General features: G+C 67.3%; 22 protein-coding genes. 13 read left to right on the top strand and 9 right to left on the bottom strand.

The annotated features are described in order from the left end of the window. Position 1 precedes the first annotated feature (1 nt). Positions 2-1,384, bottom strand: coding sequence for a 3-isopropylmalate dehydratase large subunit (gene leuC / locus HZF05_RS11985; protein WP_160366596.1), 1,383 nt, complete (start codon positions 1,382-1,384; stop codon positions 2-4). 120 nt (positions 1,385-1,504) lie between these two features. On the opposite strand from leuC, the gene HZF05_RS11980 reads away from it, so the two are divergent. After that, complete coding sequence (locus tag HZF05_RS11980; RefSeq protein ID WP_160366595.1) at positions 1,505-2,764, top strand: amidase; 1,260 nt, start codon at positions 1,505-1,507, stop codon at positions 2,762-2,764. On the opposite strand, the gene HZF05_RS11975 is transcribed toward HZF05_RS11980, so the two are convergent. The 3 genes from HZF05_RS11975 to HZF05_RS11965 are packed head-to-tail and all read right to left on the bottom strand — an operon-like array spanning position 2,754 to position 5,847. Next, positions 2,754-3,560: an alpha/beta fold hydrolase gene (locus tag HZF05_RS11975; RefSeq protein ID WP_160366594.1), complete on the bottom strand. Its 807-nt coding sequence runs from the start codon at positions 3,558-3,560 to the stop codon at positions 2,754-2,756. The two genes, HZF05_RS11980 and HZF05_RS11975, sit on opposite strands and share 11 nt — an antisense overlap. Beyond that, positions 3,557-4,945 carry an MmgE/PrpD family protein gene (locus HZF05_RS11970; protein WP_160366593.1) on the bottom strand — a complete coding sequence of 463 codons (1,389 nt, stop codon included), beginning with the start codon at positions 4,943-4,945 and terminating at the stop codon, positions 3,557-3,559. Before HZF05_RS11970 ends, HZF05_RS11975 begins: the two co-directional genes overlap by 4 nt. Next, positions 4,942-5,847 carry an EthD domain-containing protein gene (locus HZF05_RS11965; RefSeq protein WP_160366592.1) on the bottom strand — a complete coding sequence of 302 codons (906 nt, stop codon included), beginning with the start codon at positions 5,845-5,847 and terminating at the stop codon, positions 4,942-4,944. Before HZF05_RS11965 ends, HZF05_RS11970 begins: the two co-directional genes overlap by 4 nt. A gap of 196 nt (positions 5,848-6,043) precedes the next feature. Here HZF05_RS11965 and HZF05_RS11960 point away from each other — a divergent pair, with 196 nt between their 5' ends. Genes HZF05_RS11960 through HZF05_RS11945 form a run of 4 tightly spaced genes read left to right on the top strand, consistent with a single transcriptional unit; the run spans position 6,044 to position 10,371 of the window. After that, positions 6,044-7,645, top strand: a complete 1,602-nt coding sequence (locus tag HZF05_RS11960) for an FAD-binding oxidoreductase (RefSeq protein WP_160366591.1) — start codon at positions 6,044-6,046, stop codon at positions 7,643-7,645. A gap of 13 nt (positions 7,646-7,658) precedes the next feature. Further along, entirely contained in the window at positions 7,659-9,251 is a 1,593-nt protein-coding gene (locus HZF05_RS11955; protein WP_160366590.1) for an alpha/beta fold hydrolase, read from the top strand. Beyond that, a complete protein-coding gene (locus tag HZF05_RS11950; protein ID WP_160366589.1) occupies positions 9,248-9,970 on the top strand; it encodes a glutathione S-transferase N-terminal domain-containing protein in 723 nt (240 codons plus the stop codon). The genes HZF05_RS11955 and HZF05_RS11950 overlap by 4 nt, the downstream gene beginning before the upstream one ends. Further along, positions 9,967-10,371, top strand: a complete 405-nt coding sequence (locus HZF05_RS11945; RefSeq protein ID WP_160366588.1) for a nuclear transport factor 2 family protein — start codon at positions 9,967-9,969, stop codon at positions 10,369-10,371. The genes HZF05_RS11950 and HZF05_RS11945 overlap by 4 nt, the downstream gene beginning before the upstream one ends. Here the strand turns inward: HZF05_RS11945 and HZF05_RS11940 are convergent. Further along, complete coding sequence (locus HZF05_RS11940) at positions 10,331-11,683, bottom strand: MFS transporter (RefSeq protein ID WP_160366587.1); 1,353 nt, start codon at positions 11,681-11,683, stop codon at positions 10,331-10,333. The two genes, HZF05_RS11945 and HZF05_RS11940, sit on opposite strands and share 41 nt — an antisense overlap. A gap of 273 nt (positions 11,684-11,956) precedes the next feature. Here HZF05_RS11940 and HZF05_RS11935 point away from each other — a divergent pair, with 273 nt between their 5' ends. From HZF05_RS11935 to HZF05_RS11920, 4 genes are read left to right on the top strand one after another with little or no spacing between them, the layout of a single operon-like run. Then, complete coding sequence (locus HZF05_RS11935) at positions 11,957-12,823, top strand: helix-turn-helix domain-containing protein (RefSeq protein WP_160366586.1); 867 nt, start codon at positions 11,957-11,959, stop codon at positions 12,821-12,823. A gap of 22 nt (positions 12,824-12,845) precedes the next feature. Beyond that, entirely contained in the window at positions 12,846-13,595 is a 750-nt protein-coding gene (locus tag HZF05_RS11930; protein WP_160366585.1) for an SDR family NAD(P)-dependent oxidoreductase, read from the top strand. After that, positions 13,592-14,140, top strand: coding sequence for an SDR family oxidoreductase (locus tag HZF05_RS11925; protein WP_160366584.1), 549 nt, complete (start codon positions 13,592-13,594; stop codon positions 14,138-14,140). The genes HZF05_RS11930 and HZF05_RS11925 overlap by 4 nt, the downstream gene beginning before the upstream one ends. Then, on the top strand, positions 14,137-14,898 hold the full coding sequence (locus tag HZF05_RS11920; protein ID WP_160366583.1) for an enoyl-CoA hydratase/isomerase family protein: 762 nt from the start codon (positions 14,137-14,139) through the stop codon (positions 14,896-14,898). The genes HZF05_RS11925 and HZF05_RS11920 overlap by 4 nt, the downstream gene beginning before the upstream one ends. Here the strand turns inward: HZF05_RS11920 and HZF05_RS11915 are convergent. Together HZF05_RS11915 and HZF05_RS11910 are read right to left on the bottom strand one after the other, a co-directional pair. After that, complete coding sequence (locus HZF05_RS11915; protein WP_160366582.1) at positions 14,895-15,320, bottom strand: GlcG/HbpS family heme-binding protein; 426 nt, start codon at positions 15,318-15,320, stop codon at positions 14,895-14,897. The genes HZF05_RS11920 and HZF05_RS11915 overlap by 4 nt on opposite strands. A 12-nt stretch (positions 15,321-15,332) precedes the next feature. Beyond that, positions 15,333-16,112, bottom strand: coding sequence for a maleate cis-trans isomerase family protein (locus tag HZF05_RS11910; protein ID WP_160366581.1), 780 nt, complete (start codon positions 16,110-16,112; stop codon positions 15,333-15,335). A 141-nt stretch (positions 16,113-16,253) separates the two neighbouring features. On the opposite strand from HZF05_RS11910, the gene HZF05_RS11905 reads away from it, so the two are divergent. The 4 genes from HZF05_RS11905 (at position 16,254) to HZF05_RS11890 (ending at position 21,388) form a co-directional block, all read left to right on the top strand. Then, positions 16,254-16,631, top strand: a complete 378-nt coding sequence (locus tag HZF05_RS11905; RefSeq protein ID WP_160366580.1) for a hypothetical protein — start codon at positions 16,254-16,256, stop codon at positions 16,629-16,631. A 14-nt stretch (positions 16,632-16,645) separates the two neighbouring features. Then, complete coding sequence (locus tag HZF05_RS11900) at positions 16,646-17,782, top strand: class I SAM-dependent methyltransferase (RefSeq protein ID WP_160366579.1); 1,137 nt, start codon at positions 16,646-16,648, stop codon at positions 17,780-17,782. 58 nt (positions 17,783-17,840) lie between these two features. After that, entirely contained in the window at positions 17,841-18,833 is a 993-nt protein-coding gene (locus HZF05_RS11895; protein ID WP_160366578.1) for a putative 2OG-Fe(II) oxygenase, read from the top strand. A 164-nt stretch (positions 18,834-18,997) separates the two neighbouring features. Then, positions 18,998-21,388, top strand: coding sequence for a TonB-dependent receptor (locus HZF05_RS11890; RefSeq protein WP_181638856.1), 2,391 nt, complete (start codon positions 18,998-19,000; stop codon positions 21,386-21,388). Positions 21,389-21,426: 38 nt separating this feature from the next. On the opposite strand, the gene HZF05_RS11885 is transcribed toward HZF05_RS11890, so the two are convergent. Beyond that, positions 21,427-22,170: a cupin domain-containing protein gene (locus tag HZF05_RS11885; protein WP_160366576.1), complete on the bottom strand. Its 744-nt coding sequence runs from the start codon at positions 22,168-22,170 to the stop codon at positions 21,427-21,429. Continuing rightward, positions 22,167-23,555: a peptide MFS transporter gene (locus tag HZF05_RS11880; protein ID WP_160366575.1), complete on the bottom strand. Its 1,389-nt coding sequence runs from the start codon at positions 23,553-23,555 to the stop codon at positions 22,167-22,169. Before HZF05_RS11880 ends, HZF05_RS11885 begins: the two co-directional genes overlap by 4 nt. Positions 23,556-23,814 lie beyond the last annotated feature (259 nt).

Genomic DNA, 23,814 nt, shown 5'->3' with positions numbered 1-23,814 from the left:
GTCAGCACGCCAGCCGGCGCACGTCGGAGAGACGGCCGGTGACGGCCGCCGCCGCCGCCATCGCCGGGCTCATCAGATGGGTGCGCGCACCGATCCCCTGACGCCCCTCGAAATTGCGATTGGAGGTGGAGGCGCAGCGTTCGCCCGGCTGCAGGCGATCGTCGTTCATGGCGACGCACAGCGAGCATCCCGCGTCGCGCCATTCGAAGCCGGCGGCTCGAAAGATCGTGTCGAGCCCCTCGCGCTCCGCCTGGCGCTTCACGAGGCCGGAACCGGGTACCACGATGGCCTGCACGCCGTCCGCGATCGTGCGCCCGGCAAGGATCGCGGCGGCGGCACGCAGATCCTCGATTCGCCCGTTGGTGCAGGAGCCGATGAAGACATGGTCGATCGCCACCCGATCGAGCGGCGTGCCGGCGACGAGGCCCATGTAATCCAGCGCCGCCCGCGCCCGCGCGTTTGTGGGTTCGGGCACCGCGCCGCCGATGCCGGTGACCTGATCCGGGCTCGTGCCCCAGCTCACCTGCGGCTCCAGCGCGGTGGCGTCGATCGCGATTTCACTGTCGAACGTCGCTTCGTCGTCGCTCGCCAGGGCGCGCCAATCGGCGAGGGCCGCATCCCACAGGGAACCGGCGGGCGCCATCGGACGACCGCTGAGATACTCGAAGCAGATGTCGTCGGGCGCGATCAGGCCGGTGCGCGATCCGGCCTCGATGCTCATGTTGCAGAGCGTCATCCTCGCTTCCATGGATAGCCCGCGCACGGTCGAGCCGGCATATTCGATCGCATGTCCCGTCGCACCGGCGGCGCCGAGCCGGCCGACGATCGCCAGGATCAGGTCCTTGGCCGATACATGCGGCCCGAGCTTCCCGTCGATCGTCACCCGCATCCGCTTCGCCTTGCGCTGGCGCAAGGTCTGGGTGGCAAGCACGCAGCCGACCTCGCTCGCGCCGATACCGAAGGCGAGCGCGCCGAAGGCGCCTTGCGTCGCGGTATGGCTGTCTCCGCACACCAGCGTCATGCCGGGCAAGGTGAACCCTTGCTCGGGGCCGACGACGTGGACGATGCCCTGCCGCACATCCTCCAGCTCGAGATAGCGAATGCCGAAGGCGAAGCAGTTGGCGGCATGGCGATCGACCTGCGCACGGGCCAGCGGATCGGCGATCGGGCGATCGCGGTGGCGCGTCGGCACGGCATGGTCCGCAAGACCGAGCTGCGCCTCGGGACGGCGTGGCTGGATGCCCTTTTCACGCAGGATCTCGAAGGCCTGCGGGCTCGACACCTCGTGAAGCAACTGGCGATCGATGTAGAGCAGATCGACGCCCGGCTCCTCGTTCGCGACAACGTGCGCGGACCATATCTTGTCGTAGAGCGTGAGAGACATGGCGGCGGCTGTCGCCGAACCAACTGGCGGGCTCAACGATCGCAGGCCGGCTTCACCGCATGCCGGTGGCCGGCGCGACGGATCACCCCTCTCGACGCGCGAACCGGCACGAAGGGCGGCATGGACGCGATGCCGACCGCCACCGAGATCCTTGCCGCCAATAACGACGCCGTGACGGCCGCCACCCGCTGCCTCGATCGGATCGCCGCGCGCGAGGAGGCGGTGCGTGCCTGGGCCTATCTCGATCCGGCGGCCGCGCTGAAGACCGCCGTCGCGCTCGACGCCGGCCCGCGCGGTGCGCTGCACGGCGTGCCGATCGGCGTGAAGGACGTGATCCTCACCCGCGACATGCCGACGCGCTACAATTCGCCGATCCATGACGAACCGGCGACGTCGGCCGATGCCGGCTGCGTCGCGGTGCTGCGTGCCGCCGGCGCGCTCATGCTCGGTAAGACCGAGACCGTCGAATTCGCGGCGACCGGCACCAAGGCCCCCACCCGCAACCCCCACGCGCTCGATCATACCCCAGGCGGTTCGTCCAGCGGATCGGCGGCCGCCGTCGCGGACGGACATGTGCCGATTGCGCTCGCCACGCAGACCGGCGGATCGATCATCCGGCCCGCTTCCTATTGCGGCATTTGGGGTATCAAGCCGACATGGGGACTGGTGAGCAACGAAGGTGCCAAGAGCTTCGCGCCCAGCCTCGACACGATCGGCTGGTATGCCCGCTCGGCGGACGATCTGTCGCTGATCCTCGATCGGTTCGATCCCGAACCGGCCCGGTCGGCGACGCTCGCCGGTGCGCGGATCGGCATCGCACGAACGCCTTACTGGGCCGAAGCGGGACCGGCGACGCGCGACGCGATCGCGCGGACGGAGCAGGCCTTGCGGAATGCCGGTGCCGTGATCGAGGAGGTGGCGCTGCCCGACGACGAGTGGTCGGACATCGCCCGGGTCCATGATCTCGTGATGCATGCCGAGGGCGGCGCCGCCTTCCTCGCGGCGGACGTGACGGGCGGTGACGGGCTGCATGCCAACATGCGCGCGATGGTCTCGGCGCGGACTGCCAGCAATCGGCAGCGGCTGGTCGAAGCCTATGACAAAGCGGCGGCATGGCGCCGCGCCTTCGACGCGCTGGCGGGCGGATACGACGCGATCCTGACCCCCAGCACCGTCGCGGAGGCGCCGCGTGGGCTGGCCGCGACCGGGGACTATCTGTTCAACGGGATGTGGACCCTGCTGCACGTCCCGTGCGTCAACGTGCCGGGCTGCATCGCCGCCAATGGCTTGCCCGTCGGCGTCACGATCACGGGCCCGCGTTTCGCCGACCGCCGCGTCCTAGCCATGGCGGCGGCGATCGGCGCGCTGCTCAGCGGTTGACGAACTCGACGACCTTTTCGGCGCACAGCTCGGGCTGCTCGATCACCAGATAATGCCCGCAATCCGGCAACACCGTCAGCTCGGCGCCGGGGATGCGATCCTTGATGTGATGGAAGCCGACGCCGCTGTCGGCGGGCTTGAACGGCGTCATATTGTCCTCGGCGCCGGCGATCAGCAGGGTCGGCGCCTTCACCCGGTCGATATATTCGGAGAGGTCGGTGCGCTCGATCGTCTCCGTGCCGGCGATGAACGCCTCGGGCGTGTTCTTGGCGAACGCGTCGCGCATCGACTGGAGCTGCGCCTGCGCGTGCGGCAGATCGTAGAAGCCCCGTGCGAAGCCGGCGACCGAGGTGAGATCGGCGACCGCCTCCATGCCGCTGTCCTTCGCCGTGCGCTTCCAGGTCGAGCGCATCATCCGCGCGGCGTTGTCGTAGCGGGTGAGGAAGCAGCTCAGCACCAGCTTGTCGACGATCTCGGGATGGAGCGCGGCGAGCGTCATGCCGATCATCGCGCCGAACGACGTGCCGTGGATGCTGACCTTGTCGTAGCCCGCCGCCCTGAGGAAGCCGTAGACCTGTTCGGCGATGCCGGCCATGCTCGATTGGGGCAGGCCCTTGCTTTCGCCGTAGCCGGGCAGATCGAAATCGATACATTCGAAATGCGGCGCCATCAGCGGCGTCAATTTCTCGAAATTGCGGTGTCCGAAGGCGGAGCCATGGATCTGGAGCAACGGCGCACCGGTGCCGGTGGTCTTGTACCAGATGGTCTCGCCGCTCGGCAGGTTGACGAGGGTCATGGTCGAAGCTCCTGAAAGATGGAAAGCTGCATCAGCCGGCGCACGTCCGGCGCGGATTCGAGACCCCAGACCGCCTCGAGGATCGCGTCGATCCGTTCGGCCGGCAGCCTGTCTCCGGCCGAGAGGCGAAACACGTCGGACAGTTCCGCATCACTCATCGGATTGGCGGGAGTGCCGAGGAAGGCGGGGAGATTGTAATCCTCGGTGCTGCCGTCGGTGAACGTCACCTGGCAGGAGGCTCCGTCGAAGGTCGGGTGGCGTGGATCATCGTACAGCTCGATGCGCGCGCGCAGATCGAGAATCTCGGGGTCGGTGAAGGCCGCTTCCGTCATCTCCTCGAGCGTGAAGCGGCCACGCACCCAGGCGGCGGCGGCGCAATGCTTGAGATCGAACTTGGCCTCCAGATCGCTGGTCGGCGCACCCCAGCGGCTGGCCCGCTCTTCGGCGATCTTCACGGTGAGCGCGGCGACGCCGAAGCGGATCGCGGCCGGCTCACGGCCGTTCGCACGCTTCAGCATTTCCATCACGCAACCGATCGGGCCGTGCGTGATCGTCTCGGTGGGGACGGTCTTGTAGCTCTGCGCCTTGATCCGCCACTCCTGCCCGAGTGAAGCCAGCACGCTCTCGATCTTGTCGGGGCTCTCGTCCGAATAAGAGGAGAGCATCGCCTTGTCGCCTTCGAAGGCGAGACGCGGCGCCGTGATGCCGCGCCCGGCGAGATCGGCGGCGGTGAGCCCGTTCCGCGCCACCGATCCCATCAGATAGGAGAAGACCATGCTGCCGGCCGACTGATACTGGCCGAGCCCGCAGTTCATCGCGATGCCGATGGCGCTCACCATCGTCGCGTCGTCATGATCCGACAGGATGGAACAGGCCACCGCGCCGCCGATCGCCCCGGTGATGCCGCCGGGAATGAAGCCCCGGAAATAGCCGGTCGGCATCAGGATGGCGGCGCAGGCCAGCTCCACCTCGATGCCGAGCGCGAGGGCATCGAGAACCCGTCGCCCGCTCTGGCCGCCTGCTTCCGCGCAGGCCAGCGCCGCCGGCAGCACGCCCGAGACGGCGTGCTGGAAGGTCGGGATATAGGTCTCGTTGAAATCGAGCACCTCGAACAGGGCGGCATTGACCACGGCCGCCTGTTCGGGCGCCGCCTTGCCGCCGAACCACAGGATCGTGGAGCCGCCCGGGGGCGCGCTCGTCGAGGTCGCCCAATCGTGGATGATCCGCACGGCCTCGCTGTCGGTCGCGCCGACCGAGGCCTTCCACTGGTTGAGGAGCAGCCGCGCCGCCTCGTGACGGACATCCGCAGGTACGCCGGCCGCAAGCTGGGCGCGGACGAACGCGACCAGTCGCTCGCTGACGCTGCGGCCGGGGTCGACGCTCATGCGCTGGCCCCGCCGGCCGCGACGTCGCCGTACATCCATTCGAGCAGCACAGGATCCTTCTGGTGCTCCGCACCCAGCCTGCGGATCGATTCCACCGCCATGTAGCCGCGCAGGCCCGACAACGTCGGCTTGCCGTTGTAAACGAAGGTGTAGACCGCCGGCGCCGGATAGGCATGGACGGTCGCGATCGTCGCCGCATCGGCCTCGCGTAGCAGCGATCTCGCGATCACCTCGTCCTCCAGCACGAGGTCGATCCACGCCTGATACTGCATCTCCAAAGGATGCGTCTTGACGGGGTAGCCGGCCTTGCGCTCGGCCTCCATGTCGGGCGTCTCGAACAAGGCGAGGCGGACGCGGCGGACGCCCGGCGTCGCGGCCCAACGCTCGGCCATCGCGGTCACCGCAGCGCGGAACGGCGCCTCGTCGCCCCGGCGGCGCAGGAAGATGCCGAACGTCGGCGCGGTAGCCGGGCCTTGCGGCGCGGGGTCACCGCCGGTGTCGGCAAAGGTACGGCCGTTCTCGCCGATCACCTTGTAGGTCGTGCTCTTGTCCACGATCATCTCGATGTCGGCGAGGATTTTCGCGATCACCTCAGGATTGGGCGACGCGCCCGATATCGCCATGTCCTCCTCGTTCGCGTAGCGCACGTCCGAAAGCCACATCAATTGCTGCCCGTCGACACCCGCGAAATCGATTCCCGGCACCGGACCGAACAGATCGGCGCGCACCGGATCGAGGGGATAGTGGCGATATTCGTAGATGCCGGCACGACGCGAGATCGCCGGGCTGTGAACGTCGCGCCAATAGGGACGAACATTCTCCAGCGCGAGTTCGGGCTTCTTCCATCCGCAGGTCACACGGGCGATTCCCGCCTTGTTTTCCACCGCAACCTGATCCGCCACGCACAACCCTCCCTCGATTTCGGCCGGAGGAATAAGCGGGCCGACAATCGAGAAGAAACCACGTCCGCCGAAGATAACCGATTGCCGGTGGCTTCCCATTCGCGCTGCTGCGGTGGCGCCGTGGTGCGCACATCATGCGCACATCACGGCCTCGCATGAAGACGAGGCCGCACCCTTTCCGTCCGGAGCATGCGCCTTGAATCACGCCGCCGCCGACGCGCCGCCCGCATGCGACGACGCTCTCGTTCACCGGCTGCGCGGGCTGCTCGGGCCGGATGCGGTGGAAACCGCCGCTGACAAGCGCGTCTTCTTCTCGACGGACATTTTCACCCGTGGCGAAACCAGCGTGGCGGTCATCGCGCCGCGCACCGTCGAACAGCTTTCGCAGGCGGTCGCGCTGGCGACGGAGGCGGGTCATACCGTCGTGCCGCGCGGCGGCGGCTTTTCCTATACGCAGGGCTATGTGCCGATCCGGCCCGACACGATCACCGTCGATCTGCGCCACCTCAACCGCATCCGCGAGATCAACGCCGAGGATCTCTACGTCGTGGTCGAAGCCGGCGTCACCTGGACCGACCTCTACGACGCGCTGAAGGCGAAGGGGCTGCGCACCCCCTATTTCGGCCCGATGTCGGGATATCGCGCGACCGTCGGGGGGGCGCTTTCGCAAGGCAGCTTCTTCCTGGGCTCGACGCAATACGGCACCACCGCGGACAGCGTTCTCGGGCTGGAGGTGGTGCTGGCGGACGGCACGCGGCTGACGACGGGCTCCGCCGCGTCGACCCGCGCCGACCATCCCTTCTTTCGCAATTTCGGGCCCGACCTCACCGGCCTGTTCCTGAACGACACCGGCGCGCTCGGCTTCAAGGCGGTGGCGATGCTGAAGCTCATCCCCTTCCCGGAGCATCACCGCTACGCGAGCTTCGCTTTCGACGACGAGCCGTCGGCTCTGGCGGCGTTATCCGACGTGGCGCGGGCGGGGCTCGCCGCCGAATGCTATCTGTGGGATCCGCCGTTCGGCGCGCAATTGCGCAGCCGCAACTCCATGCTCGACAACATGCGCTATCTGGGCGGCGTGCTGCGATCGGGCCGCAACCCGCTCGCGGGCGCGATCGACGGCCTGCGCCTCGCGCTGCGCGGCAAACGGACGTTCGACGGCAAGGCCTGGCTGCTCCATTGCACGATCGACGATCCGAGCGACGCCGGCGCCGAGGGCCGACTTCAGCGCATCCGCGCGATCGCCGACGGGCATGGCGCCGCCGCCGTCGAACCCTCTGCACCGCGCGCGATGCGCGGAATGCCGTTCAACGATTTCCTGCCGCTGATGACGCAAGCGCCCGAGCAGCGAAACCTGCCCACCCACGGCATCTATCCGCACTCGCGCATACGGAAAGTCACTGCGGATGCGCGGGCCTTCTTCGCTCGCAACGCCGATCGCATGGCGAAGGACGACATCACCGTCGGCACGATCTTCTTCGCCATCGGCGCCAACGCGGTGTGCATCGAGCCGCTCTTCTACTGGACGGACGACCGCCTCGCGATCCACGATCGCGGTGCCGAGCGCAGCGCGCTCGACGACGGGCCGGTTCGCGCACCCGCCGGCGAGGCGGTGGCCGCGCTGCGCAAGGAACTGGTCGAGCTGTTCTCGAGCCACGGCGCCGTCCATTGCCAGATCGGCAAATCCTATCCCTATCGCGAGGCGTTGCGGCCCGAGACCTACGGCCTGCTCGAGGCGGTGAAGACGGCGGTCGACCCGCGCGGGCTGGTCAACCCCGGCTCGCTCGGCCTCGCGCGCTAGGCGGCGCGCCGGGATGATCGTCCGGCGCCGCCTCGTCCGCCTGCCGTCCGGGCGGCATATGCACTACCGGCGCGCCGGTGAAGGGCGGCCCCTCGTCCTGCTCCATCCGGCGATGGCCGACGGCGGCTTCTTCGCGGCCGACATGGCGCGCTGGGCCGAAGGCCACACCGTGCTCGCCTTCGACAATGCCGGGTTCGGCCTCAGCGATCCGCTGGACGGCACCGCCGATGTCGGCGGCCTCGCCGAGGCACTGGCCGAGGCACTGATGGCGCTCGCCATGCCGCCGGCCGTGCTGTTCGGCTATCATAGCGGCGCGGCGGTCGCGGTGGAGGCGGCGGCGCGTCACCCCCAACTCGTCGCCGGGTTGGTGATCGACGGAATGCCGATCTTCACTCGTCCGGAGACGGACGCGCTGTTCGCCGGCGATTTCGCCCCGCCGCTGACGATCGATCCACTCGGCGGGCATTTCAGCGCGACCTGGACGCGGTTTCGCGATCAGGCGGCCTTCTATCCGTGGCACGCCAAGGGCCCGGCCACGATCCTTCCGCTGGCACGACCCGCAACTGCCGATCATGTCGATCGCTGGGTGCGCTACTTCTATCGCTCGGCGGAGAGCTATTCCGCGCCGTTTCGCGACGTCCACGATTATGGCCGCATCGCCGCCGGACGCATCGCCGCGCTGGGCGTGCCGGCGCGGTTCGTGATGGCGGAGGGCGATTTCCTGACCGCCCACGCCGAACGCCTGCCCGAGGGCCATCGCACGATCCGCACCACCGCCGCCGACAAGCCGGCCCTTCTGGCGGACCTGTTCGCCGAACTGGCAGGGCCAGTTTCGGCGTCGCACGATCCCGATCCGCCCGCATCGGGCATTGCGCGCCACTATGTCGATCTGCCAACCGGCCAGATGCTGGTCCGCAGCGCCGGCGAGAGCGACGCGCCGCCCCTTCTTCTCCTGCATGACGCGCCAGGCAGCAGCGAGGACATCGCAGCGCGGATCACGACCCTCGCCCGCGACTTTCGCGTCATCGCGCCGGACCTGCCCGGCTGCGGCGGATCGGACCCGTTGCCGGGCATACCGACGATCATGGATATCGCGGCCGCCGTGGAATCGGTTCTCGGCGCCTGTCGGATCGAACGCCCGGCCGTCCACGGCATCGGCTTCGGCAGCTCGGTCGCCTGCGCGGTGTCGACGGCATCGTCGATCGTGCTGGAGGGGCTGCTGCTCCCCGACGACGGCGCCCGCGCCGACATGGCCGAGCGCTATGTGCCCGCCATCCCGATCACCGAGGATGGAGCACACTGGTATCGCACGTGGCTGATGCTGCGAGACGCCGAGATCTGGTTTCCCTGGTACGATCGCCGGGCCGAAACGCAGCGGGACATCGTCGGCGATTTCGATGGCAGAACGCTTCATCGGCGGACGCTGGCGCTCAGGAACGATCACGAAGGCTATGGCCAAGTCGTCCGCGCCGCATTGGCGCACGATGCCTCCGCCGCGCTGTCGGCGCGCACCGTCCCGATCCGCCAGATCTGCAACCCGGCGGTGCCGCTGTCGGCCTATGACGACCGCTTGGCCGCTCTTCTCGCAGGAAGCGCCAACCCATGATCGACTTTTATTTCAGCCCGACACCGAACGGGCACAAGGTTCTCATCCTGATCGAGGAGCTCGGTCTGCCGCGTCGGCTGATCGACGTCGAGAGCCTGCCCGGCAAACATTTCAACCCCGATTTCCTCCTTGTCTCCCCCAACAACAAGATGCCCGCGATCGTCGATCGCGATCCGCCGGGCGGCGCCGCTCCGTTCGCGGTGTTCGAATCGGGCGCGATCCTGCTCTATCTCGCCGAGCGGCACGGCTTCCTGCCCGCCGATCCCTGCGCCCGGTCCGAGCAGGTGCAATGGCTGATGTGGCAGATGGCGGGGCTGGGGCCGATGTCGGGTCAGAACGGCCATTTCCGGCATCACGCCTTGTCCGAGCGCGGGTCCTATGCCGAGCAGCGTTACGCCCGCGAAGTGCGCAGGCTCTACGCGGTGCTCGATCGGCGGCTGAAGGGCCGCGATCATATCGGCGAGGCCTATGGCGTGGCCGATATCGCCTGCCATCCGTGGATCACCTCACACGCCATCCAGGGCATCGATCTCGCGGATTTCCCCCATATCGCGCGCTGGCTGAGCCATGTCGGCGCGCGCCCCGCCGTGCAACGCGCCTATGCGACCGGGCCGGGCTACCGGCCGAGCGCCAGGCTGGAGGATGACGACCATCGTCGCCGCTACCGGCAGACCGCCGAAATGCTGCGCGATGCCTATGACGCGATGGACCGGGCATGATGCCACAGGCACTCGCCGATCGCGCGGCGATCGTGGACCTCGTCCATCTCTATGCCCAGGCCGCCGACCTCTCCGACTTCGACGCCCTCGTCGGCTGCTTCACGCAGGATGCCGTGCTGGAAATGGCAAGCGGCACGCTCGACGGGCGCGAGGCCATCCGCGTCGCGATAACGCCGGCCGGCGGGCGCCCCTTCGACCACAGCACCCACGTCATCGCCAATATCACCCTGCGCCTCGATGGCGATAACGCGACCGGCGAGACGCTGGCGGTCGCCCACCTGATCGGGCCGGGCGAGCGGATCGTGACGAAGGGCATCGGCTACACCGATCTGTTCCGCCGCACGGCCGAAGGCTGGCGGATCAGCCGGCGGCGGCACCGGACCTGCTGGCAGGTCGGCTGATCGACAACGCGGCTGCACGATATCGTCCGATCAGGCTCGCCATCAGCAGGAATCCCGGCACGCACGTGCAAAGGCCGACCAGCGCCAGCGCCGACCCGACATGACCGGATGGACCGACCACCCGATCGAGCAGCCATCCCACGCTCGGCGGGCCGAGCCCAAGCCCGACGAGATTGCCGCACAGCAAATAGAGCGCGATCATCCGTCCGCGTACCGCCGGCGGCGTCACCGCCACGAAGGTCGCCGTGGCCATCCCGAAACAGAGCGCGATCGCGAAGAAGATCGCCAGGATCGCCGCCTGCGCCCCCGCTGCCGAACCGGCCAGCGGGCCGAGCGCGCCGACCGGCACGAGCATCGCGGCGCCGCCGAGCATCACCAGCAATGGCGCCTCGATCCGCCCGCGCCGGCCCAGCGCGGTGGCGCTCGCGCCGCTCAGCAGATTTCCGGCGAGCGCGCATACCAGCAACAGGCTGCCCAGCCGCACGCCGGTCTCGGCCGCCGTCCAGCCGAAATCGCGGATGAACAGGCTCGGCATCCATGAAGCGGTGGCGTTCGAGAACAAATAGAGCAGGCTCGATCCCGCAAGCAGCGGCACGAACAGGCGCGGCCGCGCGGCGAGCGTTGCGAACAGGCCGTGGGTCGCCTCGGCCGCCGTGACCTTCGCGCGCGATGGCTCGGGAATCGCGAGCATCGCCATTGCGAGCGGTACGCCGACGGCACCCGCCAGCAGGAACACGATCTGCCAGGGATGAAGCGTGGCGAGCCAGTGCCCGACAAGCGGCAACCGGGTCGCGCCGGTCTGCGCGAAGGCGACGAACGCGCCGCCGAGCAGCAGCGACAGCCCCTGCCCCACGGAGATCCCTGCCGTGAACAGGCTCATCGCCAGTGCCCGCCGGGCACCGCTGAAGAGATCGGCGAGCACCGACACCGCGGCCGGCACCAGCGCCGCCTCCCCGACCCCGACGCCGACACGCGCGGCGAACAGCCACCCGAAGCTCGGGGCCAACCCGCAGGCGCCCGTCATGACGCTCCAGACCATGATGCCCGCCGCCATCAGCCGCACCCGGTGCGTGCGATCGGCCAAGATACCCAATGGCAGGCCAAGCGCCGCGTAGAGCAGCCCGAATGCCGGACCCTGGAGCATGCCGATCTGCGTGTTGTCGATCCGCAGATCCTGCCGGAGCGGATCGACGAGCAGCCCAAGGATCTGGCGATCGAGAAAGGATACGGCATAGGCGGCGATCAGCACCGCCAATGTTCCCCATGCCCGCAAGTTAGACGTCGGCGGTTCCGCCGGTACCGGGTGACTCATGAGTCGCGCCTAGCGCCTGTCGCCTCGAAACGACAGGTGCCGCGAAAGCAATGCCCGCATGGCGATGAGCCCGCCGGCGGACTGGCGGCGAAATTGCCCAATCGGAGGGCAATTCGGGCACGTCTGCTCGCAAATAAAGCAACGCGCGGTGTCAGGCGCATTGACTTTTACGCATAACGATCCGGGCTTACCGGGCAAGTATTGCAATCCTCGTGATGCTGATGTGACTATCTCGTTACGCTCCTGGCAGGGGGCGGCGCGGGGAGACCGTCGATGAAACAGGATCAGGAGCTACGATCGTTAAAGCGGGGACTCAAGGTGCTCACCCTCCTCAACCAGGTGAACACACTTGGCATCACCGAACTCGCACGACATCTGGAATTGCCACGCACCACCGCCGAACGCATCCTCATGACGCTGGCCGCCGAAGGCTATGTCGAGCGCATTCCGGACGATCGGCGCTTCCGGCTCAGCGCGAAGGTGACGACCCTCGCGCGAGGTTTCTCGGACGATTGCTGGATCGTTCATATCGCGACCCCGCTGCTGTTCGAGGTCACGCGCCGCATCGGCTGGCCGTTGGGCATAGCGACGCAGGTAGGCGATACGATGGTCCTCCGGACGACGACCGACCCGGCAACGTCGCTCTGGCTCAATCGGCGCAGGATCGGCGCCGAAACGCCGATACTGGCCTCGAGCAGCGGGCTCGTCGCCTATGCGTTCGCAGCCGACGCCGAGCGGGATCGACTGCTCGACACGCTGCGCACATCGCGACACGCGATCAACCGGGACCGTTCCAGGAACGCCCATCTGTTCATGAGCCTCACGCGGCCGGTGATGGAGAAGGGCTACGCCATCCAGCCACCGCCCAACGACATGCCGGAACGCTCGATCAGCGTCCCCATCATGATCGGCGGAAAGCTCGCTGCCGTGCTGCTCCTGATGTACATGCCTCGCGCGCTCTCGAACAGCGCCGCGTTGCGGGACTATCTGCCGCTTCTCCGCGATCTGTCGGAGGAAATCAGCACCCGCGTCGCGGATCGGGAGGATTGGGCGGAGCTGGATGAGGACGACGCCGTCGGAAACTTCATCGTGCCGCCCGCCGCATCCCGCTTCGGCGCCACGGAAGTACGATACGCCTGATCGTAGGCGCGCCGGACACGTGATGGGACGCTTCGCAGGAAAAATCGGGATCGTCACGGGCGGCGGCAAGGGAATGGGGCGGGCCATCGCCCTGCGTATGGCGCGCGAGGGCGCGGATGTCGCCATTCTCGATTCCGATGGGGTGGCCGCGGCCGACACCGCGGCCCGGATCGAGCAGGCCGGCGGGCGCGCCCTCCCGCTGCGGGTCGACATCTCGCGCTTCGGCGACGTCGATGCCGCCGTGGATCGGGTGGCGGCGCATTGGGGCGGCATCGACGTGCTGGTCAGCAATGCCGGCATCATGCACCCGGACGACGACATGGCCGCGCAAGCCGGCGATGCCGTGTGGCGCACCACCTTCGCGGTGAACCTTCACGGCGCCTATGCGTGCATCCGCGCCGCCCTGCCGCATCTGCGCGCGCGACGTGGAGCGATCGTCGTCAGCGCGTCCAACGCGGGCACGGTGGGTACCGGACGGCCGGTCTATGGCGCGAGCAAGGCGGCGCTGATCGCAATGACGCTGGCCGTCGCGCGCGAGGTCGCCGCCAACGGGGTGCGCGCCAACGTGGTGCTGCCCGGAGCCTTCGCGACACCGATGCTGGACGTGGTGCGGCATTATCCATTGACGGCGCGATATCCGCGCCACCGACCGATCGACCGCATCGCCGATCCGGACGAGATCGCCGGCGCCGTCGCCTTCCTCGCCTCTTCGGATGCACGCCATATCAGCGGCACGGTGGTGCCGGTCGACGGCGGATCGACCGCAGCGTGACGGAAAAAGCGATACTCGTCATCGGCGGCGCCACGCCGATCGGAGCCGCCGTGGTGCGCGCGGCGGCGGAGGCGGGCTATGGGCCTGCCAGGCAGGACGGCCCGATCGACGCGCTGTTCGTCGCACCCTTCGCGGAGGCGCCGAAGAGCGGCGTGGCGGCGACGCCGGCCGATGTCTTCGCGAGCACAATCGACTGTCTCCTCGCCGACACCATGCACGCCACCCGAACGGCGCTGCCCCGGCTGCTCGAACGGCAAGGCGCGCTCGTTTTCTCGGCGCCGGATGCCGACATCGGCATTGCCGCGATCGCGGCCAGCGCGGCGGTCGAGACGCTCGTTCGCTCGATCGCCTATCAGTACGGCGCGCATGGGATCCGCGCCAACGTCATCCGCACGCCGGGGCCGGCCAGTCCTGCGGGGCCGGAGGATGTCGCCCGGCTCGCCTTGTTCCTGCTTTCGGCCGACGCCTCGTTCATGACCGGGGCCATCGTCCGCGCGGATGCTCCGCCGGACATGGTTTCCGCCCTTTCCGGAGAGCAGCCATGACGCCCAGCTATTTCGACGCATTCCCCAACATCGCGATCAGCCGCGACGAACGCGGCATCGCCGAGGTGCGCCTGCACAGCCACGGCGGGCCTTTCCGCTTCAGCGCCAGTGCACGCACACAGCTCATCGGCGCGTTCCAGAACCTCGCGCAGGACCGTGCGAACCGGGTGGTGATCCTCACCGGCACCGGCGATCAATGGTGTTCCGAGTTCGATCGCTCGCCGGAGGTCAGCCCGGACCCGTCGCTCAGCGTCGCGCAACGCTGGGACATCCAGTTCTGGGAGGGACGCAAGCTGCTCCAGACGATGCTCGATCTCGACGCGCCGGTGATCGCGGCCGTCAACGGGCCGGCGCTGATCCATAGCGAATATATCCTCACCTGCGACATCGTGCTGGCCGCCGAGACCGCCGCCTTCCAGGACAAGCCGCATCTCGACAACGGCGTATCGCCGACCGACGGCGTGCATGTTCTCTGGCCACATGTGCTCGGGCCGCAGCGCGGGCGCTATTTCCTGCTCACCCAGCAACGGATCGAAGCGGCCGAGGCGCTCGCACTCGGCGTGTGCAACGAGGTGCTGCCAGTCGAGGAGCTTCTGCCCCGTGCCCGCGCCATCGCCCGGCGGCTGGCCGATCAGCCGGACTTCACGCTGCGCTATGCCCGCATCGGCCTGACCCAGCGGTTGAAGCGGCTGGTGACCGACGACCTCGCCCTCGGCCTCGCGGTCGAGAGCCTGTCGGCGCTGTCCAAGGCCTTCTAGTCTGGCGTCGCCAACCCGGCCGCGCGCACGGCGGCGGTGGCGATTTCGTGATCGACCTCCGGTGCGCCGCCCGCCACCGCCGCCGCGCCGATCACCGTCCCGTCGCCCTCGGTGACGATCACGCCGCCGCCGATCGTCAGGAAGCTCCCACCGACCGCCGCATTGAGGCCGATCGTGGCCGAGGGATTGTCCTTGAACACGGCCGCCGTCTTGATCGAGGCGCGGCCGAAGCCCGCGGCGGTGCGCGCCTTGGCGAGCGCGATGTCGACGCCGAACGCAGGCGCCTTGTCGGTTCGCGACGCCGCGCGTATCGCGCCGCCCGGATCGGTGACGACGATGCTGGCCGCCGCGAGGCCGCGCGCTTCGACCTCGACGAGCGCCGCGGCGATGATCGCCTGTGCGGATTGAAGCGAGAGCGACATCGGTGGTGCCTTTCAGGAGATGGACAATGAAAGAAGCCGGCCGGCGCGAGGCAGGCGATCGTCGATACCGATCGCGCGCAGCGCCCCCCACAGCAGCGACTGGCTGCCGCTGACGACGGGCCGTCCGGTGGCCTGCTCGATCGCATCGATCGCATCGAGCGTGCGGATCGCGGTGCAGGGAATCCAAAGCGCCTCGGCATCCTTCGTGCGGCGCAATGCGTCGATCGCGATGCCGGCGATCTCCGCGGCGGACAGATCGCCGACCGTGACGATGCCGACCGGCGTAGGCCACAAGGCGGCGACCTGAAAGCCCGCCTCTCCGGCATAGCTCGCCACCAGCGCGTTGGTCTCCTCGCCATAGGGGGTGAGGATCGCGATGCGCCGCGCGGTCAGCCGGGCCAGCGCCCGCATCGAGCTGTCCGCGATGCTGACCACGGGCTTGCGAGACGCCCGCGCCAGATCGGCGACGAGCCGCCGCTCGGCCTCGACGCCGGCATGAAGGCTGCCAACCGAGCAGGCATAGCCGATCACGTCGGCCCCGGCCGAGGCCAGATCCTGCGCATAATCCGGCGCTTGCCCGGCGATGCGGTCGTAGTCGGCGGCCGTGGCGCCCGTCATGCGGATGCGCGCCATCGGGAACAACACCTCGTCCGGCAGATGGGCCGGCCACTCATATTCCAGCATGACGCCGGGCGCCGGCTGGATGATCCCGATCCGGCCCCGATGGCCGGGACGCCTCCGTTCGGGCTGCGCGAGCGGGACGGGCCTGTCGGTTACGGAGCTTTCGACCATGAGGGGCACATGACGCCTGTCCGCGCAGCCTGCCATGACGCCCGGCGGCCATGCCCGGATAGCGGGTGGATGGATCGCCACCGGCTTCCGATGGCGGGAGGGATGCCTATGGTGGCCGCAGAGACCCGGTGGAGTGCGTGAATGTCGGAAAACGTCGCCCGTCCGCGCGTGGCCAAGGGCCCGAAGCGCCCTCGCTATCTGCGGGATGCGGAGCTGGACCGCTTCATGATGATGTTCACCGCGCTGATCGGCGAGGTCAGCGCCCTGCGCGACCGGTTGGCCACGCACGAGGCACTCGCGGCGCAGGGACAGATCGCCACCGCTGAGGCGATCGAGAGCTACCGCCCATCCCCGGACGACGAATCCGCACGCGGCATCGCGCGCGAGGCGATGCTGCACCGGGTGTTCCGCGTCCTCATGGAAGAGCTGGAGCAGGCGCGCACCGCCGGAAACGATGCCGATCTCGACGCGGTGTTGGCCGAGGACGACGCCCGGAGCGCCTCGCCCGTTACCGCCTGACGCAGGAGAAGACGATGGCCCAGACCCGACACGCCGTCCTCCCGGAGCAGACTCATGACGAGGCCGCGCGCGAGGAATATTGCGGCACGCTCCGTAAATTCTTCACCGAGACGCTCTGGCCCGGCACCCGCGAGGTCTATGCCGGCCTCGAACGCCCGCGTTTCGAGCGCGAGCACGGCCGCCCGCCGATGAACGTGCGCGAAGTGAAGCAGGCCATCGAGCACAGCTTCTACTATCGCGCCAGCAACTTGGTCGGCCGCTGCGCGCAGGAATTGCTGTGGGATACGGTCGGCGAATCGATCGAGCGGCAGTTGCCCGCGCTCCGCGCCAAGGCAAAACCGCGCTCCGAAGCCCGGGGTAGCGTGCGGATCAACCCGGATCTCGCCATTCCGCGTTATGTCGACAGTGTCGACATCCACGTCATGCCGGGTAATTTCCACACCGAGCGCGGCGAGGACGACGTCTATGCCGGCGCGCTCTACGATCGCGGCGTCTATCATTTCGCTTATGGCGGCATGGGCCCCGAGAACGACAAGCTCGGCGTCGCAATGGCGGGCTGGCTGAAATCCCGCTTCCCGGATTTCCAGCCGAAGCGCATCCTCGACATGGGCTGCGGCCCCGGCTTCTCGACGCTGCCATGGAAGCAGGCCTATCCCGACGCGGAGGTGCATGGCATCGATATCGGCGCGCCGACCATTCGCTACGCCCATGCGCGCGCGGAATCGCTCGGCGTGCCCGTGCATTTCTCGCAGCAGGACGCGGTGCAGACCGATTTTGCGGACGGCAGCTTCGATCTCGTGACATCCTGCCTGCTCACGCACGAGATGCCCGTGCATCTTATCCGTCGCATGTTCGCGGAGACCTACCGGTTGCTCGGCGCGGGCGGCATGAGTTTGATCGACGGCGGCGCCCCGCCGGCCGACGGGCCGGAGGAGGAGTTCTTCACCACCTGGTTCAACCGCAACGCCAACGAGCCCTTCTCGGCGGGACTGCGCAACCTGGATCTTGCCGAAGCCTTCGCGACCGCCGGATTCCCTGCTGACGCCTTTTTCACGTCGGGCGCGCGCGATGCGGTCTATCTCAAGGGCATGGGCGGCACCAAGCAGGCCGGCGGCAAGTCGGCCGGCTATGTCGGCACCGTCAAGCGCTGATCCGTTCGCCGCCGGGCAACGGGCGCTGGCGGAGAATAGAGCGACCGAGGCCGCCACGTTGTTCGAGGACGCCGCGAAGCGGGCGGTGGACGATATCGTCCGATATTCCGCACTGCTCGGCCTGACCCGCGCGCTCAGTGATCAGGATCGGGACGGCGAGGCCGAGCGCGCCTGCCGCGCGGCGATCCGGCTTCTGCCTGATCGCGCCACGGCCCACGCAATGCTGGCGCTGCTGATCGAACGTGGCGGGCGCGCCGAAGCGGCACTGGACGCTGCGGAACAGGCGGCCGCACGGGCGCCGCGGAATCCGGCCATGCACAATCTTGTCGCTTCGATGGCGCTGGCGACGCGCCGGGACGAAGCGGCCCTCACCCACAGCGACGCAGCCCTTGCGATCGATCCCCACGACCAGCGCGCGCTTTCCGACCGATGGCTGGCGCTTTGGCGCCTCGGCCGCTCTGACGAGGCGCGGTCGCTGCTCGACCCGCAGCGCGACCTCCTGATCGAACAGTCCGGTGGCGATCTGCCACGCAGCATGAGCAAGGCGATCCTGCAGGCTCCCGGACTGGACGAGCCGGGCCTCGGTCTGCCGCTCGTCGACGGCCTCCGCCTGACGGACATCGCCGCCCTGCCGGCAAGCCTCGTCGATCGTCTGCACGCGCGGCTGCGTGATACGCTGTCCCGCTATCGGCTGCCTGGACCTCCTCATCCGCTCGCCACTGGCCGCCCGGCCGCCCCGGTCTTTCGCGGCTGGGCCAATATCATGCGCGCCGGCGCCTACGAACGGTCCCACATTCACGAAGGCGGATGGCTCAGCGCGGTCTTCTATCCCGCCGTGCCCGTCGCCATGGATGGGGGGGCTATTCTGATGGGTGGTCATCCACGCGACGAGGACCGGATCGCGCCGGTGCTCGAGCTGACACCGACAGCGGGAATGATGCTCCTGTTTCCATCGTTCCTTTATCATCGAACCGAACCCTTCCGTGGCGCGGGAAGGCGGCTGTCAGTAGCCATCGATATCGCGCGTGATGGCGCGCGCTCCGATTTTTAGGGGCACGCGGCGACAGCCCGCGCCCGCGCCGACGATCGATCCTGGGGATCTTCTGCCCGATTAACGGGCGATCGATACGGACCTCGGGATTTCGATCGAAAAGGAGGCCAAGTTCGACCGGAACGAAATCGGCGGGGGCACCTATGATCCGAGCTGCACCAAGGTTGGTTGAACGAGTCTCGATACCCATTCTCGCAGCGATGCTGGCCTCGGCAGCGCACGCTCAAAAGGCACCGGCGGCACCGGGAGATACTCCCTCGGCCGATGCCCCCGCCGCTCCCCCGGACGCCAATATCGGCGATATCGTGGTGACGGCGCGCAAGCAGAACGAGACGCTGGAAACCGTGCCGCTGACAGTCACGGCCTTTTCGTCGAAATCGATAGAGAAGCTCCAGATCAAGAGTCTTTACGACCTCGCCGCCAACACGCCCGGCCTGTCGTTCGGCACTACGGGCGGGCGCAACGGGATCAACAAGCTTCAGATCCGCAACCTGTCCACCGGGACGTCAGGCATCTCGAAGGCTTCGGTGTTCGTCGACGGCGTCTATTTCCCCGGCGACTATTCCTCTGCTCCGATCGCCAACCTCGATCGCGTCGAGGTGCTCAAGGGCCCGCAGAGCGTCGCATACGGGCGCTCGACCTTCGCGGGAGCGGTGAATTTCATCACGCGCGATCCGCCCAAAAGGCTGTCCGGGCGGATCGATGCGCAGTTCGCCACACTCGGCCAGCAGGACATCAGCGGATATGTCGGCGGCCCGATCGCTGATGGCGTGTCGGACATCGCCTCGGCCCGTTACTACAATTTCCGCGGGCCCGGTGACTGGACCAATCGCGACGGCTACCATTTCGGCAACCAGCGGACGATCTCGCTCACCAACAAACTGGTCCTTGAACCGGTCGATGACCTCCGGATCAAGCTTTATACGTCCTACAATCATGATCGCGATCACGCCGCACCGACGCTGATCTACCTGCCGAGCCAGCGCAATCTGACGATCTTGAGGCCGGACGGCACCTATTCCTATTATTACACGGGCGAGACCTCGACCAGCTTCACGCGGCCCTTTTTCAACGAAGCCATCAACGGCTATCTCGACGATCCGGGCGTCAAGCGCGACCAGTATCGAATCCACCTTTCCGCGGATTATGTCGTCGCGGGGCAGACGGTGACGGCGTTCGTCGCGCACGGCCACGAGACATTGCACAACAACTACGATATCTATTCCAGCGGGTTCGGTTCCATCGTGCGACCCGATTCCCACGACGTGCCGCAGACCCACGCATATGGCGCCCTGTTCTTCAGGACGGTCTCGAAGACGACCGACACCCAGGCGGAGCTGCGCGTATCGGCGCCGTCGGACTGGCGACTGCGCTACACCGTCGGCTACAACTATACCGACCTGACGGGCCATACGAACAACTACTTTCCCGGAATCACCGCTGCGGGTGTGCCTTTCGCCGCTCCGACGCCCGCGCAGAGCACGGACAACTGGAACAACGTCAACAATCCGGCGCGCGACAACAGCGGCTTCGGCGGGCTATATTTCGATCTGACCGACAAGATCACGATATCGGGAGAAGTGCGCTATCAGAGCGAGCGCATCGAAACCACCGACTATCTGGCCGGCACGCACCTGTCCAAGACGTTCAACGCATGGCTTCCCCGCGCGAACATCCAATACAGGATCAGTCCGCATTTCCAGGTTTATGCCGTGTACGCCGTCGGCAACAATCCGGGCGGCTTCAATACCTCCGCACCGGCCGCGCGGATCATCGCCGCCGGCCTCCCCGTCGCCTATGGCGAGGAACGTCTCAACAACTACGAAGCCGGTATCAAATCCACCTGGCTGGGCGGCAAGCTCCTCGTCAATCTCGCCGGCTATCACATGGACTGGAAGCACCAGCAGGTGCCGCAGGGCTATATCCTCGATTTTCCCACGCTTGGCGCGCCTTCGACGATCACGACATCGACCGCTTCGTCGCGCGTCAGCGGTTTCGAGGGCGAGGTGCAGGCGATCCCGTTTGCGGGTCTCAACCTGCGCGGAACGGTCTCCTACGGCGATGCGCGCTATGTCCACTATTGCTCCAGCAATTACGCGACCCTGCTGGGTTTCGCCAACGGGCCCGGCTGTTCTTATGTCGATGGCAAGCGCCAGGAAGGTACTCCGGCGTGGCAGTTCTCACTGTCCGGCGACTATACGCATCGCCTGAACGATCGCTGGAGCTATTATCTGCGCGCCGACTACGAATATGCCGGCCGGGTGTACAACGAAGAATTCGACTATTCCTGGACGGGGCCCACCAATCTGGTGAACGCCTATATCGGCTTGGAAAGCGATCATTACTCGATCCAGCTCTTCGTGAAGAACCTGACGCAGGAGCGGACCGCACTCAAGACGTTCCGCTTCGTCGATACGCGCGCGGCGGGCGGTGTCTACCCGGCGATCCAGTCGACGATCGGGCCGATCCCAGCGGGCGCGGCAGGATATGAGAACCTGTCAGCCTATCCCCGCACGCCGCGTCAGTTCGGTGTGACTCTCGGCTACAAGTTCTGATCGAACGCGCCGGCCCTCCCGGGCCGGCGCCTCACATTTCAGGTCGTGATCGTGGTGTGTATGATGACGGCGGGCTCGTCGGCCCGCACCGCGAAATGCGTGTCGAGCGGCACGTAGATCGAATCGCCCGCCTCAACCTGCTCCTCCCGGTCTCCGATCCTCGCGACCGCGCGACCGGACACCACATAAGCCATCGTTTCGCCGGGGAATGTCGATGCCGGCAGCATGGCGCCCGCGTCTATGCTCGTCTCGATCAGCGAATAACCAGGGAAAGCGTAGGATACTGCGCGACATCCCGCGGCCGCATCCAGCGGAGTTGCCTCCGGCGCCAGCATCCAAGAGCCCCGCGGGTCCGGATCGAGCGGTGCCGGCAGCGCGAACTCGACGAACAGTCCGCCGACAAGCTGATAGGTCGAATGAAGCACGCCATGCGGCTGGAACGAGACGTCGCGCGGGTTGACCTGCTGGCTGTCCTCGTTGACCATCTGCACCCGGCGGCCCGTAATCTGATAGAACAGCACGGTCTCGTAACTGCCGTGAGGATGCGTGCGCGCCCCGGTATCGAGCCAGATCTCGCGTACCGACCCGCACGGGAAGCTGACCAGACGGACCTTGATCTCGGTGGCGTCGTAGGGAAGCGTCTTGTCCTGGCCGGGCCATGCGCTGTTCATGACGCCGTCCCGCTCCCAGGAATGGACGGTGATCTGCGGGACATCGCGGCGGCGGACCACCGGCCCTTCGCTAATGGGTGGATTGCCGGGATCATCCTGGTTCACGTTCATGCCGATCGTCCTTGCATGGTGGAGGTCGAGAGAAGGAGGCGGCGCATCGGCCGCGCAGTGGCGATCACGAGCAGCGCGCCCGCCAACGCGATCGAGGCGTGAGCGCCCCAGAACAAACCGGGGGTCACGGTCATGTAGAATCCACCGAGCCAGCCCACCAGATTGCTCGCGATGAACGACGAAATGAAGAAGGCGCCGATATACATCGCGCGGGCGTGTGGCGGTGCGGCCTGGGAAAACAAAGCGAGCGCGACCGGCCATGTGAAAAGATAGCCCAAGGCGACGAGTATGTGCGTGGGCACCAACAGGATACCGGGAACGGCCCCCCGGCCCGCCATCGCCGCGATCAATGCGAGCAGACCCAGCCCCGCGGCGGTCAGCAGCAGGCCGATACCCATCTTCTGCTGCAACCCCGGCTCGGCGTTTCGCGCGGCCTGACGTCGCCAGACCGAAAGGAGAGCAGGCGTAGCGGCGATAGAAGCGAGCGGCGTGAGCGTCTGAAACCAGGTGACCGGCACCGTATAGCCGCCGATCCCTCGTGCGACGTGCGCCTGTATCCAGAGGCTGTATGCGTTCCCGAGCTGACCTGCGGCTGTGAGGAAACAGGTGGTCAGGACGAAGCATAGCAGCAGGATCCACAGCAATGCCGGCTTTTCCGGCAGCAAGGACGACGCGGGCTCCCGCACGGCGCGTTTGGTATCGGCAGGAAGATGGCGACGGCCTGCGCAATAGATGGCCAAACCGATCAACATTCCCGCCCCTGCGGCGACGAAACCATAGTGCCAGCCGAACACCTCCCCCAGCGTCCCACAGACCAGCGGGGCGACCACGACGCCAAGGTTGATGCCGGCGGAGAATATCTGGAACCCATCCGCCCGGCGGCGGTCGTCGTCCGCATACAGGCCCGCGACCTGCGTGGAAATATTGCCCTTGATGCAGCCTGCGCCGAGGATCAGCGCGGCGAGCGCCACGATGAAGGTGACGTCGAACGCCATCAGGAAATGCCCGATCGTCATCAGCACGGCACCGAGCAGCACGGTTCGATGTTGGCCGATCAGGCGATCGCCGACATAGCCGCCGATCACGGGCATGAAAAAGATGAGCCCGGTATAGAGGCCGAAAATCGCCGACGCGAGCGGCTGCGGCCCAAGAGCGCCGTAGATCGATTCGAGAAACGCCCGCAGCGGCGCAAATCCGGCGATCCTGCCGACACGGGCGGGGGTCAACAGACCCTGCACCATGTAGAGGACGAGCAACGTCTGCATGCCCGAGAAGGAAAAGCGCTCCCACATTTCCGTCATGGCGAGCACGAAGAGACCAGGCGGATGGCTCGCCAGACGGCGGCGAATGCCGGGTCGCACGCCCGGAACGATAGAGCTATTCATCCTAGATCGCGCCTCCGGCTCTCAAGCTCCGGCCATCCCCATCAACACGGCAAATCGCAACATGGCGGCATCCCTCCACCCGCCAGGCGGTCGGCGACGGGATCGCCGGTTGATACCCGCCCGGTTCAATAGGCGGAACGTGCTGACATCAATCGGGATAGCGTCAGCGCGCGACATCGCCCCCCTCGCCGGAAGCGTTTTGCGGAAAGCATTTCGATCTTGCCCGCATAACGGGTGAGGAGGCTGCGGACGATTGTTC

The sequence above is a fragment of the Sphingomonas chungangi genome (genome assembly GCF_013778325.1).
GTDB classification, from domain to species: domain Bacteria; phylum Pseudomonadota; class Alphaproteobacteria; order Sphingomonadales; family Sphingomonadaceae; genus Solisphingomonas; species Solisphingomonas chungangi.
The sequence above is the reverse complement of the archived record's forward strand: the minus strand, read 5'-3'. Positions and strand labels throughout refer to the sequence as shown.

Bases quoted from the DNA above. Each gene is read 5' to 3' on its own strand.
- leuC (WP_160366596.1), bottom strand. From the start codon at position 1,384: ATGTCTCTCACGCTCTACGACAAGATATGGTCCGCGCACGTTGTCGCG.
- HZF05_RS11980 (WP_160366595.1), top strand. From the start codon at position 1,505: ATGGACGCGATGCCGACCGCCACCGAGATCCTTGCCGCCAATAACGAC.
- HZF05_RS11975 (WP_160366594.1), bottom strand. From the start codon at position 3,560: ATGACCCTCGTCAACCTGCCGAGCGGCGAGACCATCTGGTACAAGACC.
- HZF05_RS11970 (WP_160366593.1), bottom strand. From the start codon at position 4,945: ATGAGCGTCGACCCCGGCCGCAGCGTCAGCGAGCGACTGGTCGCGTTC.
- HZF05_RS11955 (WP_160366590.1), top strand. From the start codon at position 7,659: ATGATCGTCCGGCGCCGCCTCGTCCGCCTGCCGTCCGGGCGGCATATG.
- HZF05_RS11950 (WP_160366589.1), top strand. From the start codon at position 9,248: ATGATCGACTTTTATTTCAGCCCGACACCGAACGGGCACAAGGTTCTC.
- HZF05_RS11945 (WP_160366588.1), top strand. From the start codon at position 9,967: ATGATGCCACAGGCACTCGCCGATCGCGCGGCGATCGTGGACCTCGTC.
- HZF05_RS11940 (WP_160366587.1), bottom strand. From the start codon at position 11,683: ATGAGTCACCCGGTACCGGCGGAACCGCCGACGTCTAACTTGCGGGCA.
- HZF05_RS11935 (WP_160366586.1), top strand. From the start codon at position 11,957: ATGAAACAGGATCAGGAGCTACGATCGTTAAAGCGGGGACTCAAGGTG.
- HZF05_RS11930 (WP_160366585.1), top strand. From the start codon at position 12,846: ATGGGACGCTTCGCAGGAAAAATCGGGATCGTCACGGGCGGCGGCAAG.
- HZF05_RS11920 (WP_160366583.1), top strand. From the start codon at position 14,137: ATGACGCCCAGCTATTTCGACGCATTCCCCAACATCGCGATCAGCCGC.
- HZF05_RS11915 (WP_160366582.1), bottom strand. From the start codon at position 15,320: ATGTCGCTCTCGCTTCAATCCGCACAGGCGATCATCGCCGCGGCGCTC.
- HZF05_RS11910 (WP_160366581.1), bottom strand. From the start codon at position 16,112: ATGGTCGAAAGCTCCGTAACCGACAGGCCCGTCCCGCTCGCGCAGCCC.
- HZF05_RS11905 (WP_160366580.1), top strand. From the start codon at position 16,254: ATGTCGGAAAACGTCGCCCGTCCGCGCGTGGCCAAGGGCCCGAAGCGC.
- HZF05_RS11900 (WP_160366579.1), top strand. From the start codon at position 16,646: ATGGCCCAGACCCGACACGCCGTCCTCCCGGAGCAGACTCATGACGAG.
- HZF05_RS11885 (WP_160366576.1), bottom strand. From the start codon at position 22,170: ATGAACGTGAACCAGGATGATCCCGGCAATCCACCCATTAGCGAAGGG.
- HZF05_RS11880 (WP_160366575.1), bottom strand. From the start codon at position 23,555: ATGAATAGCTCTATCGTTCCGGGCGTGCGACCCGGCATTCGCCGCCGT.